The sequence below is a fragment of the Cellulomonas fimi genome, from assembly GCF_028583725.1.
Taxonomy (GTDB): Bacteria; Actinomycetota; Actinomycetes; order Actinomycetales; family Cellulomonadaceae; genus Cellulomonas; species Cellulomonas fimi_B.
Window position 1 is genome coordinate 812,427 of record NZ_CP110680.1, and the last position, 15,938, is coordinate 828,364.

The 15,938-nt window shown below is 74.6% G+C and carries 12 protein-coding genes; all 12 read left to right on the forward strand.

Features of this window, described 5'->3' with window-relative positions:
- Positions 1–91: 91 nt before the first annotated feature.
- The 12 genes from OOT42_RS03680 (at position 92) to OOT42_RS03740 (ending at position 15,906) form a co-directional block, all read left to right on the forward strand.
- Positions 92–466, forward strand: coding sequence for a LapA family protein (locus OOT42_RS03680; RefSeq protein WP_273653602.1), 375 nt, complete (start codon positions 92–94; stop codon positions 464–466).
- Positions 467–521: 55 nt separating this feature from the next.
- Positions 522–977 carry a hypothetical protein gene (locus OOT42_RS03685; protein ID WP_273653603.1) on the forward strand — a complete coding sequence of 152 codons (456 nt, stop codon included), beginning with the start codon at positions 522–524 and terminating at the stop codon, positions 975–977.
- Positions 978–983: 6 nt separating this feature from the next.
- Complete coding sequence (locus OOT42_RS03690) at positions 984–2,078, forward strand: fatty acid desaturase family protein (protein WP_273653604.1); 1,095 nt, start codon at positions 984–986, stop codon at positions 2,076–2,078.
- Positions 2,079–2,558: 480 nt separating this feature from the next.
- Positions 2,559–2,867, forward strand: a complete 309-nt coding sequence (locus tag OOT42_RS03695; RefSeq protein WP_273653605.1) for a hypothetical protein — start codon at positions 2,559–2,561, stop codon at positions 2,865–2,867.
- Positions 2,868–2,968: 101 nt separating this feature from the next.
- Entirely contained in the window at positions 2,969–4,438 is a 1,470-nt protein-coding gene (locus OOT42_RS03700) for an MFS transporter (RefSeq protein ID WP_273653606.1), read from the forward strand.
- 119 nt (positions 4,439–4,557) lie between these two features.
- Positions 4,558–5,616 (forward strand): phosphodiester glycosidase family protein, encoded by a 1,059-nt coding sequence (locus OOT42_RS03705; RefSeq protein ID WP_273653607.1) that lies wholly within the window; start codon positions 4,558–4,560, stop codon positions 5,614–5,616.
- Between the two features lie 3 nt (positions 5,617–5,619).
- Positions 5,620–6,831 (forward strand): GtrA family protein, encoded by a 1,212-nt coding sequence (locus OOT42_RS03710; RefSeq protein WP_423775959.1) that lies wholly within the window; start codon positions 5,620–5,622, stop codon positions 6,829–6,831.
- A gap of 3,535 nt (positions 6,832–10,366) precedes the next feature.
- A complete protein-coding gene (locus tag OOT42_RS03720) occupies positions 10,367–10,780 on the forward strand; it encodes a PLD nuclease N-terminal domain-containing protein (RefSeq protein ID WP_273653609.1) in 414 nt (137 codons plus the stop codon).
- A gap of 85 nt (positions 10,781–10,865) precedes the next feature.
- On the forward strand, positions 10,866–11,168 hold the full coding sequence (csrA, locus tag OOT42_RS03725) for a carbon storage regulator CsrA (RefSeq protein ID WP_273653610.1): 303 nt from the start codon (positions 10,866–10,868) through the stop codon (positions 11,166–11,168).
- A 48-nt stretch (positions 11,169–11,216) separates the two neighbouring features.
- On the forward strand, positions 11,217–13,769 hold the full coding sequence (locus OOT42_RS03730; protein WP_273653611.1) for a chemotaxis protein CheA: 2,553 nt from the start codon (positions 11,217–11,219) through the stop codon (positions 13,767–13,769).
- A complete protein-coding gene (locus OOT42_RS03735; protein ID WP_273653612.1) occupies positions 13,766–14,185 on the forward strand; it encodes a chemotaxis protein CheW in 420 nt (139 codons plus the stop codon). Before OOT42_RS03730 ends, OOT42_RS03735 begins: the two co-directional genes overlap by 4 nt.
- A 98-nt stretch (positions 14,186–14,283) precedes the next feature.
- On the forward strand, positions 14,284–15,906 hold the full coding sequence (locus OOT42_RS03740; protein ID WP_273653613.1) for a methyl-accepting chemotaxis protein: 1,623 nt from the start codon (positions 14,284–14,286) through the stop codon (positions 15,904–15,906).
- The last annotated feature ends 32 nt before the right edge of the window (positions 15,907–15,938 follow it).

The window sequence follows — 15,938 nt, forward strand, 5'->3', positions numbered from 1 at the left end:
GTGACCGAACAGGCGTACGATGGGAGCAGTCTCAGGATGAACCGGCTCTCAGCCGAGGACCCGCCCTCCTTGGACCACCAAGGAGGGCGTCATGCCCGTCCAGAGCAACTCCACGCCCCGTTTCACCAGCGACCTCGAGCATCCGCTCCCGCTCGGTGACCGGCCCTCGCGCACCGCTCCCGGCGCCCGGGCGCCCAAGCCCGTCCGCAGCCGCACCAGCGCCGCCTGGTTCGGGGTCTGCGTGGGCGCACTCGTCCTCGTCGCGCTCGTCGTCTTCATGATGCAGAACACCGAGCCCGTCGAGGTCGCCTTCCTCGGCATGGCCGGCAGCGCGCCCCTCGCGCTGGTGCTCGTCATCGCCGGTCTCGGTGTCGGTGTCGTCGCGCTCGTCGTCGGTGCCCTGCGCATCGGCCAGCTGCGGCGCCGCATCCGTTCGGACCGGCACACCACGCCGCCGACGCGCTGAGCCCTCCCGGGCGGCTCGCCCCGCCGCCTGCCTCGTCTTCTCGAAGGGGTCGATCATGACCACCGCCATCCAGCCGCACGCACCCGACGCCTCGACGGGCGACCTGCACCTGCTCTCGATCCTCGAGTCCGGCCTCCCCGCCGAGCTCGGTACCGCCGACGAGCCCGCCACGTACACCGTGCCGGTCGTGTTCTCCCGCCAGGTCAGCCGGGACGAGCGCGCCCGCATCGAGGACCCCGCGACCGCCCGCCGGCTCGCCGAGCAGATCGGTGCGACCGGCCCGCCGCTCCGGCTCGCCGTCTCCGACCGTCGCCTGCTCGTCGAGAACACCAACCTCGACCAGCTCCGTGACGGCCTCGCCGCCGCGCTGGCCGCCATGCTGCGGGACCTGGGCGGCGAGCTCCGCGCCGCGAGCGACGAGCGTGCCGTCGCGGCCGACGCCCGCGTGGTCGAGGAACGACGGCGGTCTGACGCGACCCACGCCGCCGTCTCGACGATCCACTTCGAGTAGGCCGCCGTGGACACCCCCGTGATCGCCCCGGCCACCACCCGCACCCCGTCCGCGCGCGAGCGCCAGGTCAGCGAGTTCACGACGCTGAGCAAGGCCGTCCAGGAGACCGGTCTCATGCGTCGCCGGCACGCCTACTACTGGGTGCGGTTCCTCGTGCTGACGGCGCTGCTGGCGCTGACGTTCACCGCGTTCGTCGTCGTCGGGCCGTCGTGGTGGCAGCTCGTCATCGCCGCGCTCGTCGCGGTCCTGCTCGGCCAGGTCATGTTCCTGGGGCACGACGCCGCGCACCGGCAGATCTTCGAGTCCGGGCGGTGGAACGACTGGTCGAGCCTCGTCATCGCGAACCTGTACGCCGGGATGAGCTACGGGTGGTGGCAGCACAAGCACTCGCGCCACCACGCCAAGCCGAACCAGGTCGGCGCGGACCCCGACATCGCGACCGACGTCATCGTCTTCCACACCGAGGACCTCAAGGCCCCCCGGACGGGCCTCAAAGGTTGGCTGACGCAGCGGCAGGGCTGGTTGTTCTTCCCGCTGCTGCTGCTCGAGGGGCTCAACCTGCACGTCTCGGGCGTGAAGACGATCTTCGGCCGCGCCCCCGTGAAGCGGCGGCCGGTCGAGATCGCGTTCGTGATGCTCCGACTCGGCGGCTACCTCGCGCTCGTGTTCTGGCTGCTGCCGGTCGGGATGGCGTTCGCGTTCCTCGGCGTCCAGCTCGGGCTGTTCGGGCTCTACATGGGGGCCGTGTTCGCGCCCAACCACAAGGGCATGCCCCTGGTGCCCCGCGACGCCCGGATCGACTTCCTGCGCCGGCAGGTGCTCATGAGCCGCAACGTCCGGGGCGGCCGCATGACCGACCTGTTCATGGGCGGGCTCAACTACCAGACCGAGCACCACCTGTTCCCGAGCATGCCGAGCCCGAACCTGCGGCGCGTCCAGCCCCTCGTGCGGGCGTTCTGCGCCGAGCACCGGGTGCCGTACACGGAGACGACCCTGCTGCAGTCCTACGGGATCGTCGTCCGGCACCTGAACGCCGTCGGGCTCGCCGCGCGCGACCCGTTCCAGTGCCCGCTCGCGGCGGAGCTGCGGTCCGCCCGGTAACCCCGTACCGGTGCCGGGAATGCCCGGCGAGGGCTGGCCGTTGAGCAGGGTGTCGCACCGCCCATGACCCCCGGGCTTCACCCTCAGCCGCCGCGAGCGGCCTCGCGCCGAGAGGCGTCATGCGGTGCGCACGTCGCGGAGGGCGGCCGGTCTCGTACCGGCCGCCCTTCCGCGTTCCGCGCGCCTTCGCGGCTGCCGTGCGCCGAGGGAGATGCGTGTCCCGCGGCAACGGATCCGCGGGCCAGGGTGGCCAGGCGACGCGCACGGACGATCACCCCCGCACCCTCGACGCTCTCCGGCGCGAGCGCCGCACCACGACCGCCGCACACCGCCGGGCACGTCGACCAGATCCGCGGCTCCGCCGACGAGGTCGCCCGCAAAGCGGTGCGTCTCGACGAGCTGGTGGGACGGTTCAGGGGCTGACCGGCGGCCGGCGGCCGGCGCGACGCCGTGCTGCCGTGAGCACGGGCTCGGGACGCTGTGCGCAGCAGCACGCTTCGGAGGTGCGGCCCGCGGTGTACTGCGCTCATCCTGAAGGCGCTTGCCTTCCGTGACCGGCTCGGCGCCGAGGACGCGACCGACCTGTGGCGTCTGCTCGAAGCCGCGGCCGCGGCGGGGCACACCGCGGACACGTGGCGGGGCTCGGCCGACGGTCGGACGGCCGCGCTCGCGATGCACACGCTGTTCGAGCCGGCGGTGCGTCGCGGGGCGCAGCTCGGTCCGGACCGTGCGGTCCGGGCGTGCGTCCGCGCGCTCGTCCAGCTCGTCGTGCCGCGCCCCGCGCCCTGAGCCGCGCGGGTCGCCTCGTCGAGCGCGGGCGGACGCCCGGGCAACCGGGCGCGCGGAAATGCGTTTCCCGCGGCAACGGATCTGCGGGCTAGGGTCGCCAGGTGACAGCGTCCGGCGACCGCCCCCGCACGACCGACGCCCTCTGGCGGGAGCGGCGCACCACCACCGCCGCGCTCGTCACCCTGGTCGTCCTCGTCGCGTTCGAGTCCTTCGCCGTCGCGACCGTCATGCCGCGCGTCGCGGACGTGCTCGACGGGTACGCGCTCTACGCGTTCGCGTTCGCGGGGCCGCTCGCGACGGGCGTCGTGGGCATGGTCGTCGCCGGGTCGTGGTCGGACCGGAGCGGGCCGTTCCGCCCGTTCCTCGCCGGCGCGGCCCTGTTCGTCGCGGGGCTCGTCGTGGCGGGGCTCGCGGCCTCGATGCCGGTGCTGGTCCTCGGGCGGCTCGCGCAGGGGCTGGGGGGCGGCGCGGTCAACGTCACGCTGCTCGTGACCCTGGCGCGCGCGTACCCGCCCGTGCTGCACCCGCGGGCCTTCGCGTGGTTCTCGGCGGCGTGGGTGCTGCCGTCGCTCGTCGGGCCCGCGGTCGCCGGGGTCGTCGCGGAGGCCGCCGGGTGGCGGTGGGTGTTCCTCGCCGTCGCGCTGCTCGTGGTGCCGACGAGCCTGCCGCTGCTGCGCACGCTGCGCCCGCTCGGCCCGCCCGCGACCGGGTCCGACGTGACCGCCGCCGAGGCCCGCGTCCGGGTCCTGCTCGCGGTCCTCGTCGCCGCCGCGGTCCTCGCGCTCAACCTCGCGGTCGAGCTGCCGCCCGTGCCGTCCGCGGTGCTGGCCGCCGTCGCGGGCGCCGGTGCGCTCGTCGCCGTCCGGCCGCTCCTGCCGCCCGGGTCCCTGCGCGCGCGACCGGGACTGCCGAGCGTCCTGACCACGCGTCTGCTCGTGTCCGGCGCGTTCTTCGGCGCGCAGGCGTACGTGCCCTACCTGCTCGCGGCGCGCGACGGCTGGGGGCCTACGGCCAGCGGGCTCGCGCTCACGACCGCCGCGCTCGCATGGTCGGGCATGTCGGCGGTGCAGGGGCGGCTCGGGCAGCGGCTCGCGAGCCGGGACGCCGTGCGCATCGGCACCGTGCTCGTCGTCGGCGCGACGGTCGGGGCCTGGGCGACCGCGGCGGCCGGGCTGCACCCCGCGGTGCTCGTCACCACGTGGACGCTCGCGGGTGCGGGCATGGGGCTCGCGTCGTCGCGGCTCAACGTGCTGCTGCTCGCCTACTCCGGGCCGGGCACGCAGGGCCGGAACAGCTCCGCGCTGTCGATCGGCGACGCCGTCGGCGCCGCGCTCGCCCTCGCGGTGAGCGGGGTGCTGTTCGCGCTGGTCTCCGGCGCGGCCGCCGCGGGAGGTCACGGCACGGGCGGGGGAGACGACGTGGTCGGCACCGCCGGCTTCGTCGCCGCGTTCGGGCTCACGGTCGTCCTGTCCGTGGTGGCCGCGCTCGTCGCGCCGCGCGTCGGGGTACCGCCGACGGAGCGGCACGAGGAGGCGGCGGCCGTCGACGACGAGGCGGCCGCGCACCCCTGACCGACGGCCGCCCGGACGGCCGACGGGCGGCGGCGCGCGGGGCGGCGTACGGCGCGGCGCACAGGGCGGCCACAGCGGTGGCACACCGCGGGCACGGACCCGCTCCGTAGACACGGGGCATGACTCCCGCAGACCTCACGTCCCCGCGCCGCCGGTCCAGGCCCGTCCGGCGCGCCGTCCTCGCGTCAGTCGCCGCCGTCGTTCTGGTGCTCGGCGGCACGACCGCCTGGGCGCTCGACCGGTACGTCGTCGAGCACGTCGCGATCGGCGACGTCGACGCGTACGAGGCGGCGCAGGGCGGCGGCGCCGGCTCGACGTCCGGCACCTCCGGCTCGTCCGGCTCGTCGGGCGCGTCGGCCGGCACGCTCACCGGCACCACCTACACCTCCGACGACGCCGACATCACCGTCTCGACCGTCACGACGGGCTCGGGCGACGACACCGTCACCTACTACGTCGCGGACGTCGTGCTGTCCGACGCGACGGTCCTGCGCTCGGCGTTCGCGCAGAACCAGTTCGGCACCAACATCACCGAGACGACGTCGGACATCGCCGCCGACAACGACGCGGTCCTCGCGATCAACGGCGACTACTACGGGTTCCGCGACACCGGCATCGTGATCCGCAACGGCGTCGTGTACCGCGACGAGGGCGCGCGCGAGGGGCTGGCGTTCTACCGCGACGGGCACGTCGAGGTGTACGACGAGACGGCGACGACCGCCGACGCGCTCGTCGCGGCGGGCGTGTGGAACACGGTGTCGTTCGGGCCCGCGATCGTCGAGGACGGGCAGGTCGTCGACGGGATCGAGGACGTCGAGGTCGACACGAACGTCGGCAACCACTCGATCCAGGGCGACCAGCCGCGCACCGCGATCGGCGTGGTCGACGACAACCACCTCGTCTTCGTGGTCGTCGACGGGCGGAGCCCCGGCTACTCCGCGGGCGTCACGCTGACGGGGCTCGCGGAGATCATGCAGGACCTCGGCGCGACCACGGCGTACAACCTGGACGGCGGCGGCTCGTCGACGATGGTGTTCGGCGGCGAGCTCGTCAACGACCCGCTCGGCAAGGGCCGCGAGCGCGGCACGTCCGACATCCTCTACGTCGGCGGCCTGTCCGCCGCGACCGGCACGACCGCCGCGACGGGCACGACCGCCGCGACCGGCGCGGACGGCTGAGCCGTGGTCGTCCTGGTCCCGGCGTACGAGCCGGACGCCCGGCTGGTGACGCTCGTGCAGGCGTTGCGCCGCGCGCGCCCGCACGTGCCGGTGGTGGTCGTGGACGACGGCAGCGGCCCGGGGTACCGGCCGGTCTTCGCCGCCGCGGGTCGCGCGGGCGCCGACGTCCTCACCCACCCCGTCAACCGTGGCAAGGGGGTCGCGCTGCGGACGGGTGTCGCGCACGTCCTCGCCCGGCACCCCGGTGCCGACGTCGTCTCGGCGGACTGCGACGGCCAGCACACCGTCGGCGACGTGCTCGCGGTCGCGGACCGCGTGGCGCGCGGCGACGTGGCGGTCGTGCTCGGCGCGCGGTCGTTCGCGGGGGACGTGCCGCTGCGCAGCCGCGTCGGCAACACGTGCACGCGCGTCGCGTTCCGGCTCGGCACGGGCGTGCCGGTGCGGGACACCCAGACGGGGCTGCGCGGGTACCCGGCGGACATGCTGCCGTGGCTGCTCGACGTGCCGGGGGACCGGTTCGAGTACGAGCTCGCGGTGCTGCTGCGTGCCGCCGACGAGCGGCGGACGGTCGTCGAGGTGCCGATCGCGACGGTGTACCTCGACGGGAACGCGTCGTCGCACTTCCGCCCGCTCGTCGACTCGGCACGCGTGTACGCGCCGCTGCTGCGGTTCGTCGCGTCGTCCCTCGCCGGGTTCGCCGTGGACGCGGTGGCGCTGCTCGCGCTCGCGGCCGCGACGGGGTCGCTGCTCGCCGCGACGGTCGGCGCGCGGGTGCTCAGCGGGGCGGTGAACTTCGGCCTCAACCGCCGCTGGGTGTTCCGGCGCGGCGCGACCGGGCCGGTGTCGCGCGAGGCCGTGGCGTACGCGCTGCTCGCGGTGAACCTGCTGCTCGCGGGCTACGCGGGGCTGCGGGTGCTGACGCACGCCGGGGTGCCGCTGCTCGCCGCGAAGGTCGTCGCCGACCTCGTGCTGTTCCTCGTCGGCTACCGCGTGCAGCGGACCGCCGTGTTCCGCGGCCCCCGGGTCGCACCGGGGGCCGCGAGAACGGGTGCGCCGGGTCAGGCGGCGGGGACCTCGACGTCGACGCGCACGACGTCGCCGGTGCGCGCGAAGACGCGCCCGCTCACGTCGGCGTCGAGCACGCCGTCGGTGCCCTCGACGCGCGAGCCGTCGGCCAGCACGGCGGTGACGCGCAGCGCCGACCCGCGCCGGTAGACGACGGGGACCTGGCAGAACGTGAAGGCCAGCGAGCCCGCGTCGAGCGCGATCGTCTGCTCCTGCTGCGCCGCGTCGTGGAAGCGGAACGTCGCGGGCGCCTCCGTCCACTCGTCGGCGCGCAGGAGCGCGGGCCGCACGACGACGCGGCCGTCCTCGACCCGCAGCCCGAGCTCGCCGAGCCGCGTGAGGACCTCCTCCTTGACCTGACCGGTCATGCCGGGCTGGCGGGCACCGTGCCCGGCGGGCGTGTGCGAGTACGGGTCGACGGGGAACGCGCCGTAGACCTCGGGCGACTTGCAGTAGCCGAGCCCGAGCCGGACGTCCTCGTACGCGTCGGCCAGGCCCTGGACGACCGCCGCGTCGAGGCCCTGGGCGACCGCCCGCTCGTGGTTCTCCTGCACCGCGAGCAGCAGCTTGGAGACCATGTGCCAGTAGATGCTGCCGAGGCCCTCGTACGCGAAGAACGAGCCCGACCGGCCGGTGAACTCGGCGTGCCGGAAGACCTGCTCGAACACGTCCAGCACGGCGTCGCGCCCGTCGGCGACCTGCTGCGGTGCCACGCCGGGTGCGCCCGCGGCCAGCGCGTCGAGGGCTGCGACGACGTCGCGCGCGTTGTGCAGGCCCGGCGCGAACCGGTGCACGCCGTGCACGTCGCGCAGCACGAGCGTCGTGTCGCCCGCGGCGACCAGCGCGTCGAGCAGCGGCGCGCTCGCGGCCTGGGCCTCGGTGATCGTGTTGCGCGCGAGGAACGTCGGCAGCTCGCGGTCGGGGTACAGCTGGTAGGAGTGCTGGTCCGCGCGGTACAGGGCGCTGCGGCGCAGCGCGTGCACGAGGTCGAGCGCCTCCGCGGGCGTCAGGAGCCCGGACGACAGGACCGCGACCTGGCCCTCGAGCATCTCCTGCAGGTGCCCGACGCGTGCGACGCCGCCGCGCAGGTCGAGCAGGTTGTAGGAGTGGAAGAGCCCGTCGGGCCGACGGTTCGCGCGCAGGCCCGCGTCGACGTACCGCTGCGCGACGTCGAGGAACGCCCGCACCCCGGCTGCGCCGACCGTCCGGTGCGCGCCGCCGAACCCGGCGTACACGCGCGTCCGGTAGGCGGTGCCTGCGGCGCCGAGGTCGTCCATGACGGCCCGTCGCCCGGCGTCGTCGAACCCGCCCTCGACCGACGCGGCGTGCGCGTCGAGCGCGGCGGTCACGTCGGCCAGCAGCCCGGCGAGCTCGTCGGTGACGGTGAGGTCGTGGTCGAGCAGGTCGCGGGCCAGCGCGAGCGCGCGGCGCAGGTACGCGAGCGTCACGACCGACAGGCCCTTGCCGACCAGCGCGTTGTTCGCGTCGTTCCACTCGGGGCGCTGCGTGTTCATCCAGATGCCGCCGTCGGGCACGAGGTTGACGACCTTCGCGAGCACGAGCAGCAGCAGCTTCTCGCCGAGCGACACGCGCACGAGGTCGCCGTCGGCGCCGTGCACGAGGCGGCCGTCGGCACCCTCCGTGCGGACCCGTGCCTGCACGCGCTCCTCGGCGGCGGTGTCGAACGTGATGGTCTCGATCGGCTCGACGACGGTCTGCTCGTACGACGCGATCCGGTACGGCACGTCCGCGTGCGTGAACAGCGCGCGGTCGACGAGCGCGTCGAGGCGGCCGGGGTGGAAGCGTCGCGACGTCTCCAGCAGCTTGACCAGGTAGACGATCTGGTGGTCGCTCCAGTAGCCGATGTTCGCCCACGGGTTCGACGGCTCGGGGACCTCCCAGTCGATGCCCGAGCGCGAGATCCGGTACGGGTTGTAGCCGTCGGCGGTCGTCGCGTCGAGGAAGACCGCGACCATCGAATCGACGTAGCCCGGGAACGACCAGGCGAGCGCCTCCCAGTTCTGGAAGATGTCGCGCCAGTTGCCCTGGAAGTCGACGCGCGTGCGGCCCTTCGCGTCCGTGAGGGCGATCTGGAACTTGTTCCACGGCCGGCTCGGGTCGCCGTGCCGGCGGCTGAAGGTCAGCGGCAGGTACTCGCGCACCAGGCGCAGCAGGTCGACGTCGCCGCTCGCGTCGGCGCGCTCCAGCAGCGTGTCGAGGTCGGTGGTCGCGGGCAGCGCGTCGAGCCAGTCGCGGCGACGCGCGGCGGTCCGCGGCGAGCGCTGCGCGACGAACGCGCGCAGGTCGTCGGCGGACACCGTGTAGCCGTCGACCGGCACGCCGCCGCGCATGACGTTGAACAGCACGTTCGCCGCGTGGTGCGCGGACGCGAGCTCGTCGCCGGTGACCTGCGCGGCGTCGGCGGTGCCGACCAGGCGGTCCAGCCGCTCGCGCGTCCCGACGACGTCGGCCTCCAGCGCGGCGGCCGCGGCGTCGGCGTCCGCGAGCTCGTCCTGCAGCCGGACGACGTCGGCGGCGCTCTGGTCGACGTCGGCGACGACCCGCCAGCGGCGCGTCTCGCCGGGCGCGAGCGCGACGTCCGCGACCACGAGGTACGCGCCCTTCTCGCCGCGGACCTCGTGCTCCGGGGCGACCGGGCGGCCCGCCGCGAACGCGCCGACCTGCCGCGTCGAGGTGAGGTGCGCGACCGGGTCGAGGCCCACCTGCCACGCGACCGTCGCCGCGAGCGACTCGCTCGGGTCGCTCTTGTCGGTCAGTGTCGAGTTCAGGTAGACGAGCCCGAGGCCCGTCGCGGCGTCGACCTCGGTGCGCTTGTACGCGTCGAGCAGGCTGCTGAACTCGGCCTGCGTCTGGACGGTCACGCCCGCGGGCAGCAGGTCGACGAACCCGTCGAGCACCTGCGCGCGCACGGGCGCGTCGGCGACCGCGGTGAGCGCGACCTCCCGGACGACGCCGTACCGGGCGCTGGTCCGCCACGCGACCCGCGCGCGCAGGCCGAGGTCGGGGCGGGTCTCCTCGAAGACGAGCGTCGTGCCGAGGTAGTCCTTGAAGAGGTGGCGCTCGACGGCGGGGTCGTCGGGGCGGCGCTCGGCGAACGGCTGCCACGCGCGCGTGCCGGCGGGCGTCTCGACGCGCAGCAGCGTGAACCCGCCGGTGCGGCCGGCGCCCGCGGCCACCTTGTCGTCGGTCGAGTACGGGAACAGCGCGCGGTCGGCGTGCTCGCGACCTGCGGTGACGCCGCCCGTGCTCGACACGAACAGCCACAGGTCGCTCGCCCCGACGAGCGTCATGAAGAACGGCGGCAGGTCGTCGTACGACGCGATCCGGTAGAACCGCCGCCCGTCGAGGTCCACGGGCCCGCTCGTGACGAGCGCGTCGCCGGGCTCGTCGGTGCGTGCGGGCGTGAGGGTCTGCGACGCCATGTCCTGATCGTCCTTCGTGCCGGGGCGCGGAGCGACCGGTCGGGGGAGCGGTCGGGCCGCGTCGGTGCGGCCGTGGGTGCGCTCCCATACAGTGACACGTGTCAACGAGGAAGGCAACGGCCCTCGGTCCCGCCGCGCGCGCTCGCCGGCGTCCGGGTCACCCGAACGCGCCCGCCCGGGCGGGCCGCTCCGCTAGCCTGCGTCCGCCGGGGCGCGGGGCCTGCGGCACCGGAGGAGGGGTCGTGCTCCGCTACCTGCCGTTCGTCGTCGAGATCGGCCTGCTCGTCTACTGCCTCATCGACTGCATCCAGTCCGACGAGGGGCGCATCCGCAACCTGTCCCGGACCGGCTGGCTCATCCTCATCGTGATCCTGCCGATCGCGGGCGGCGTCGCGTGGCTCGTCGCCGGACGCCCCAAGGACGAGCGCTCCCGCCAGGTGCCCTGGCCGTCGACCGGCACCGCGGGCTTCCCCGAGTACGAGCGGCCCCACCGCGCCCCCGACGACGACCCCGAGTTCCTCGACCGGCTGCGCCGCGACCGCGAGTCCGACTCGAAGCACGAGCAGATGCTCAAGGACTGGGAGGCGCAGCTGCGCGACCGTGAGCAGCGGCTCTCCGAGCCCGAGGGCGGCACGGGCGGCACGCCCGCCCCGTGAGCCGCGGGGTGAGTCGCAGGTGAGTCGCGGGTGACTCGCACGTCGCGCGCGGGCGCCGCCGCGTGCGGACGGTAGGGTCGCTCGCATGCTCGTGCTCAGCAGACGCGTCGGTGAGCGTCTCGTCATCGGGGACGACATCGTCGTCACCGTGATCGAGGTCCGCAGCGACGGCGTGCGCCTGGGCATCGACGCCCCCCGCGACGTCCGCGTGCACCGCGCCGAGGTCCTCGAGGCCCTCACGGCCGCCAACGCCGACGCCGCGGCCGCCGACGACAGCACCGCCGCGGCCCTCCGCCGCCTCGCGCCGCCGGCTGCGAGCCCGCCGGGCGAGAGCGGCACCGGCACCACCTCCGCCGATCCCTCAGCAGGGACCTCCACCGGCCGATGAGGTTGGGCGCCGGGCCGGCGCCGATCGCCTCCCGGTGGGGAGGCACGCGTGGAGGACATCGACGAGATCGTCCGCGAGTTCCTGGTCGAGAGCTACGAGAACCTCGACCAGCTGGACCGGGACCTCGTGGAGCTCGAGGAGAACCCGGGCGACAGGCCGCTGCTCAGCAGCGTCTTCCGGACGATCCACACCATCAAGGGGACGAGCGGGTTCCTCGCGTTCTCCCGCCTGGAGCGCGTGACGCACGCGGGCGAGAACCTGCTGGTCGAGCTGCGCGACGGCCGCCGGCAGATGGACCAGGTGACCACCGACGTGCTGCTGCGCACCGTCGACACCGTCCGCCTGCTGCTCGACGCGATCGAGCGGACCGGCGGCGAGGGCGACGTCGACGTCGACGTGGTCGTCGAGGCCATCGTGGCGGTGCAGGAGGGGCGCACGGCCGCCGCGCCCGCCACCGCGGCACCGGCCCCGGCCGCCGAGCCCGCCGTGACGCCCGCCGAGGCGGCGCCCGCCGCGGCAGAGCCGACCGACGCGGTCGAGCCCGCCCCCGAGCCGGCGACCGACGTGCCGCACCCCCGCGAGGCCCCCGCCGACGAGACCGCCGCGCAGGTCGGCGCGGCCGCCGCCGCGCCCGCGGCCGAGGCCGTCGCGACCCCGGACAAGGCCCCGACGATCAAGCAGATCGCGCGGCGCGTCCCGACGACCCCCGCCGCACCGCCCGCGCCGGCCGGCGGGTCCGGCGCCGGCGACGTGACGCCGGTGCTGCCCACGCCGCACGTCGACCCCGACGCGCAGCGCGCGGCCGACGAGGCGCTGGAGGCGGCCGCCGTGCAGGCGCTCGCCACCGCGGCGCTCGCGGATCTCTCGACGGGGCGCGAGTACCAGCCGACGATGGCTCCCGCGGCCGCGCCGCTGGAGGAGGTCGGCACGCTGCGCGGCGCGAGCGAGTCGTCGGTGCGCATCGACGTCGACCTGCTGGACCGCCTCATGCGGCAGGTCGGCGAGCTCGTCCTGGTCCGCAACCGGCTCACCCGGCTCGCGGCGGAGTCGCAGGACGTCGACCTCACGCGGTCCGCGCAGCAGCTCAACCTCATCGCCTCCGAGCTGCAGGACGGGGTCATGCGGACCCGCATGCAGCCCATCGAGAACGTCTGGGCGAAGATGCCGCGCGTCGTGCGCGACCTCGCCGCGACGTGCGGGCGCGAGGTGCGCCTCGAGCTCGTCGGCGGCGACACGGAGCTCGACCGCAGCCTGCTGGAGGCCGTCAAGGACCCGCTGACGCACCTCGTGCGCAACGCGGTCGACCACGGCATCGAGCCGCCGGCCGAGCGCGTCGCCGCGGGCAAGCCGTCGCACGGCACGCTCGAGCTGCGCGCCTTCCACGCGGGCGGTCAGGTCGTCGTCGAGGTCCGCGACGACGGCCGCGGCATCGACCCGCAGAAGGTCGCCGAGTCGGCGGTCCGCAAGGGCCTGCGCACGCCCGAGCAGGTCGCGTCGCTCGGCCAGGCGGAGATGCTGGGCCTGCTGTTCCTGCCGGGCTTCTCGACGGCCGCGGCGGTCACGAACGTGTCCGGCCGTGGTGTCGGCATGGACGTCGTGCGCACGCGCATCGAGGCGGTGGGCGGGACGGTCGACGTCGAGTCCACCGTCGGCGTCGGGACGTCGTGGCGCCTGCGGATCCCGCTGACGCTGGCGATCATGCCGTCGCTGTCCGTCGAGTGCGACGGCGACGTGTACGCGGTGCCGCAGGTCCACGTGCTCGAGCTGGTCGCGCTCGACGAGCGCGCGGAGCAGGCCGTCGAGCACGTGCACGAGGCACCCGTCTACCGGCTGCGCGGCGAGCTGCTGCCGCTCGTGCCGCTGCACGACGTGCTCGGCCTGTCCGACGGCGAGCCCGCCGGGTCGCGGCCCGGGGTGATCGTCGTCGTGCAGGCGGACGACAACCGCTTCGGTCTGCTCGTCGACCGCGTGCTCGCGACCGAGGAGATCGTCGTGACGCCGCTCGCGGCGCAGCTCAAGTCCGTGAGCACCTACGCGGGCACCACCGTGCTCGGCGACGGGCGCGTCGCGCTCATCCTCGACATGCAGTCGATCGCCCGCGAGGCCATGCCGCGCGAGCACGAGCACGCGTCGGTCGGGCACGCGTCGACGGTCGCCGAGGAGACGCACGAGACCGAGCAGCTGCTCGTCGCCCGCATCGGTGAGGGCCGGCTGGTCGCGATGCCGCTCGCCGGCGTCGCGCGCCTCGAGCACGTGCGGTCCGACGAGGTCGAGACGGTCGGCGACCGCGAGGTCGTGCAGTACCGCGGTTCGATCCTGCCGCTCGCCCGCGTCGACGCGCTGGTCGGTGCGACCCCCGAGGACCGCGACGAGCTCCTGCTCGTCGTGTACGAGCGGGGTTCGCGCAGCGCCGCGCTCGTCGTCGAGGACATCGTCGACATCGTCGAGGACCACGCCGAGCACTCCGACATCGACGCCGCCGGGCTCGTCGGCTCGACCGTCGTGCACGGGCGCGTCACCGAGCTGCTCGACCTGCCCGCCGCGCTGCTCGCGGCTGACCACGACTTCGAGTCCGACGACCTGCTGGAGAGTGTCGCGTGAACCGCTACGTCACGTTCACGATCGGCGACGACCTGTACGGCGTCGACGTGCTGCGCGTCCAGGAGGCGCTGCGCGCGCACGCCCGCACGCGCGTGCCGCTCGCGCCGCCCGGGATCGCGGGGGTCGTCAACCTGCGCGGTCAGGTCGTCGTGACCGTCGACCTGCGGCCGCGGCTGGGGCTGCCGGGCCTCGCCCAGGACGCCGAGCCGATGATGGTGGTCGTCCAGGTCGACGGCGAGCCGGTGAGCCTGCTGGTCGACGAGATCGGCGACGTCCTCGACGTGCCCGTCGAGGACGTGGGCGCGCCGCCGGAGACGCTCGACCCGGCCCTGCGGTCCCTCATCCGCTCGGCCTGCACGCTCGACGACCGGCTGCTGCTGGTGCTGGACGTCGACGAGGCCGCGGCCGCCGCCTGAGCAGCGCGGGGGTGGATGTCGCCCCGACCCCTCACAGCACCGCTGCCGTGGCCGATCTTGACGGACGACGGCGACGAAGCCCCTGACAAGGAGCAGTGATGAGCAAGACCTCCCGCGACGGCGCCCCGCGTCGGCGCATGAGCCTGGGCAACCTGGGCATCCAGACGAAGATGATGCTGCTGCTCGGCCTCGTGGCGTTCGTCGCCCTCGGCTCGGGCGCGTTCGCCTACGTCGCCCTCCAGCGTGCCGCCCAGGACCTGCGGGACGTCGACGTCGTCGCCACCGAGGTGGCCGCGCTGTCCCGCTCGGTCGACGACGGCCAGCACAACGCTCGGCTCATCGTCGCCCAGATCGCGGCCGTCAAGAACCCCGTCATCCGCAAGGGCTGGGTCGAGCTGCAGCGGCGCAACGACATGGACATGGCCGAGGCGATCGAGGCGTTCGGGACGTCGAGCGGCGCGGTGGGCAACGCGGCCTGGCCCGCGTTCGTCGACTCGTACCAGACGTGGGTCGTGCTGCGGGACGAGAAGGTCGTGCCCGCCGCGCTGGCCGACGACGCCGACGCGTACTCCTCGATCTCCGACACCGTGAGCCAGCCGGCCATCGACGACTTCGTGCTGAAGTTCGACGAGGTCGAGAAGGCGATGGCCGCGCAGGTCACCGCGACGACCGACGCCGCGCAGGACCGCGTCGACATGGCGGGCTACATCCTCGGGATCAGCCTGTTCGCCGGTCTGGCGATCTCGATGTTCCTCGGCTTCAAGACGGCGTCCGGCATCCGCAAGAGCGTGTGGGACATGTGCCGCGCGCTCAACGGCATGGCCGTCGGCGACTTCACGCGGACCGTCCCGGGCACGTCGCGCGACGAGATGGGGCAGATGCGCGAGGCCCTCACCCGCGCCCAGGCCGGGGTCCGCGAGACGCTGACCGAGGTCAAGCACACGGCCGACGAGGTCGCCGTCGCGGCCGAGCAGCTCTCCGCGTCCTCGAGCCAGGTCGCGTCCGGCTCGGACGAGACGAGCGCGCAGGCGGGCGTCGTCGCGGCCGCGGCCGCGCAGGTGTCGCGCAACGTGCAGGCCGTCGCGGCGGGCGCCGAGCAGATGGGCGCGTCGATCCGCGAGATCGCGCAGAACGCGACCGAGGCCACGAAGGTCGCGCAGGCGGCCACGGGCGCCGCGGCGAGCGCGAACGACTCCGTGTCGCGCCTCGGCTCGTCGAGCCAGGAGATCGGCAAGGTCGTCAAGCTCATCACGTCGATCGCGGAGCAGACGAACCTGCTCGCGCTCAACGCGACCATCGAGGCCGCGCGGGCCGGCGAGGCCGGCAAGGGCTTCGCGGTCGTCGCGGGCGAGGTCAAGGAGCTCGCGTCGGAGACCGCCAAGGCGACCGAGGACATCGCGCGCCGCGTCGAGGCGATCCAGGCCGACACCACGGGTGCCGTCGCCGCGATCGGCGAGATCGGCACGATCATCGCGTCGATCAACGACTACCAGCTGACCATCGCGTCGGCCGTCGAGGAGCAGACCGCGACGACCAACGAGATGTCCCGCGGCGTGGCCGAGGCCGCCACCGGTTCCGGCGAGATCGCCGCGAACATCACCGGGGTCGCCACGTCCGCCGCCACCAGCTCGCAGGTGCTCACCCAGATGGGCGACTCCGTCACCGAGCTGGCCCGCATGTCCGCCGACCTGCGCGAGCGGGTGTCGATGTTCACCTTCTGACCGAAGGTGCACCACCGCCGGGCCACGGAAGG

What these genes read in the sequence shown, in the direction of transcription:
- OOT42_RS03680 (WP_273653602.1), top strand. Translation starts at nt 92, where the DNA reads ATGCCCGTCCAGAGCAACTCCACGCCCCGTTTCACCAGCGACCTCGAG.
- OOT42_RS03685 (WP_273653603.1), top strand. Translation starts at nt 522, where the DNA reads ATGACCACCGCCATCCAGCCGCACGCACCCGACGCCTCGACGGGCGAC.
- OOT42_RS03705 (WP_273653607.1), top strand. Translation starts at nt 4,558, where the DNA reads ATGACTCCCGCAGACCTCACGTCCCCGCGCCGCCGGTCCAGGCCCGTC.
- csrA (WP_273653610.1), top strand. Translation starts at nt 10,866, where the DNA reads ATGCTCGTGCTCAGCAGACGCGTCGGTGAGCGTCTCGTCATCGGGGAC.
- OOT42_RS03740 (WP_273653613.1), top strand. Translation starts at nt 14,284, where the DNA reads ATGAGCAAGACCTCCCGCGACGGCGCCCCGCGTCGGCGCATGAGCCTG.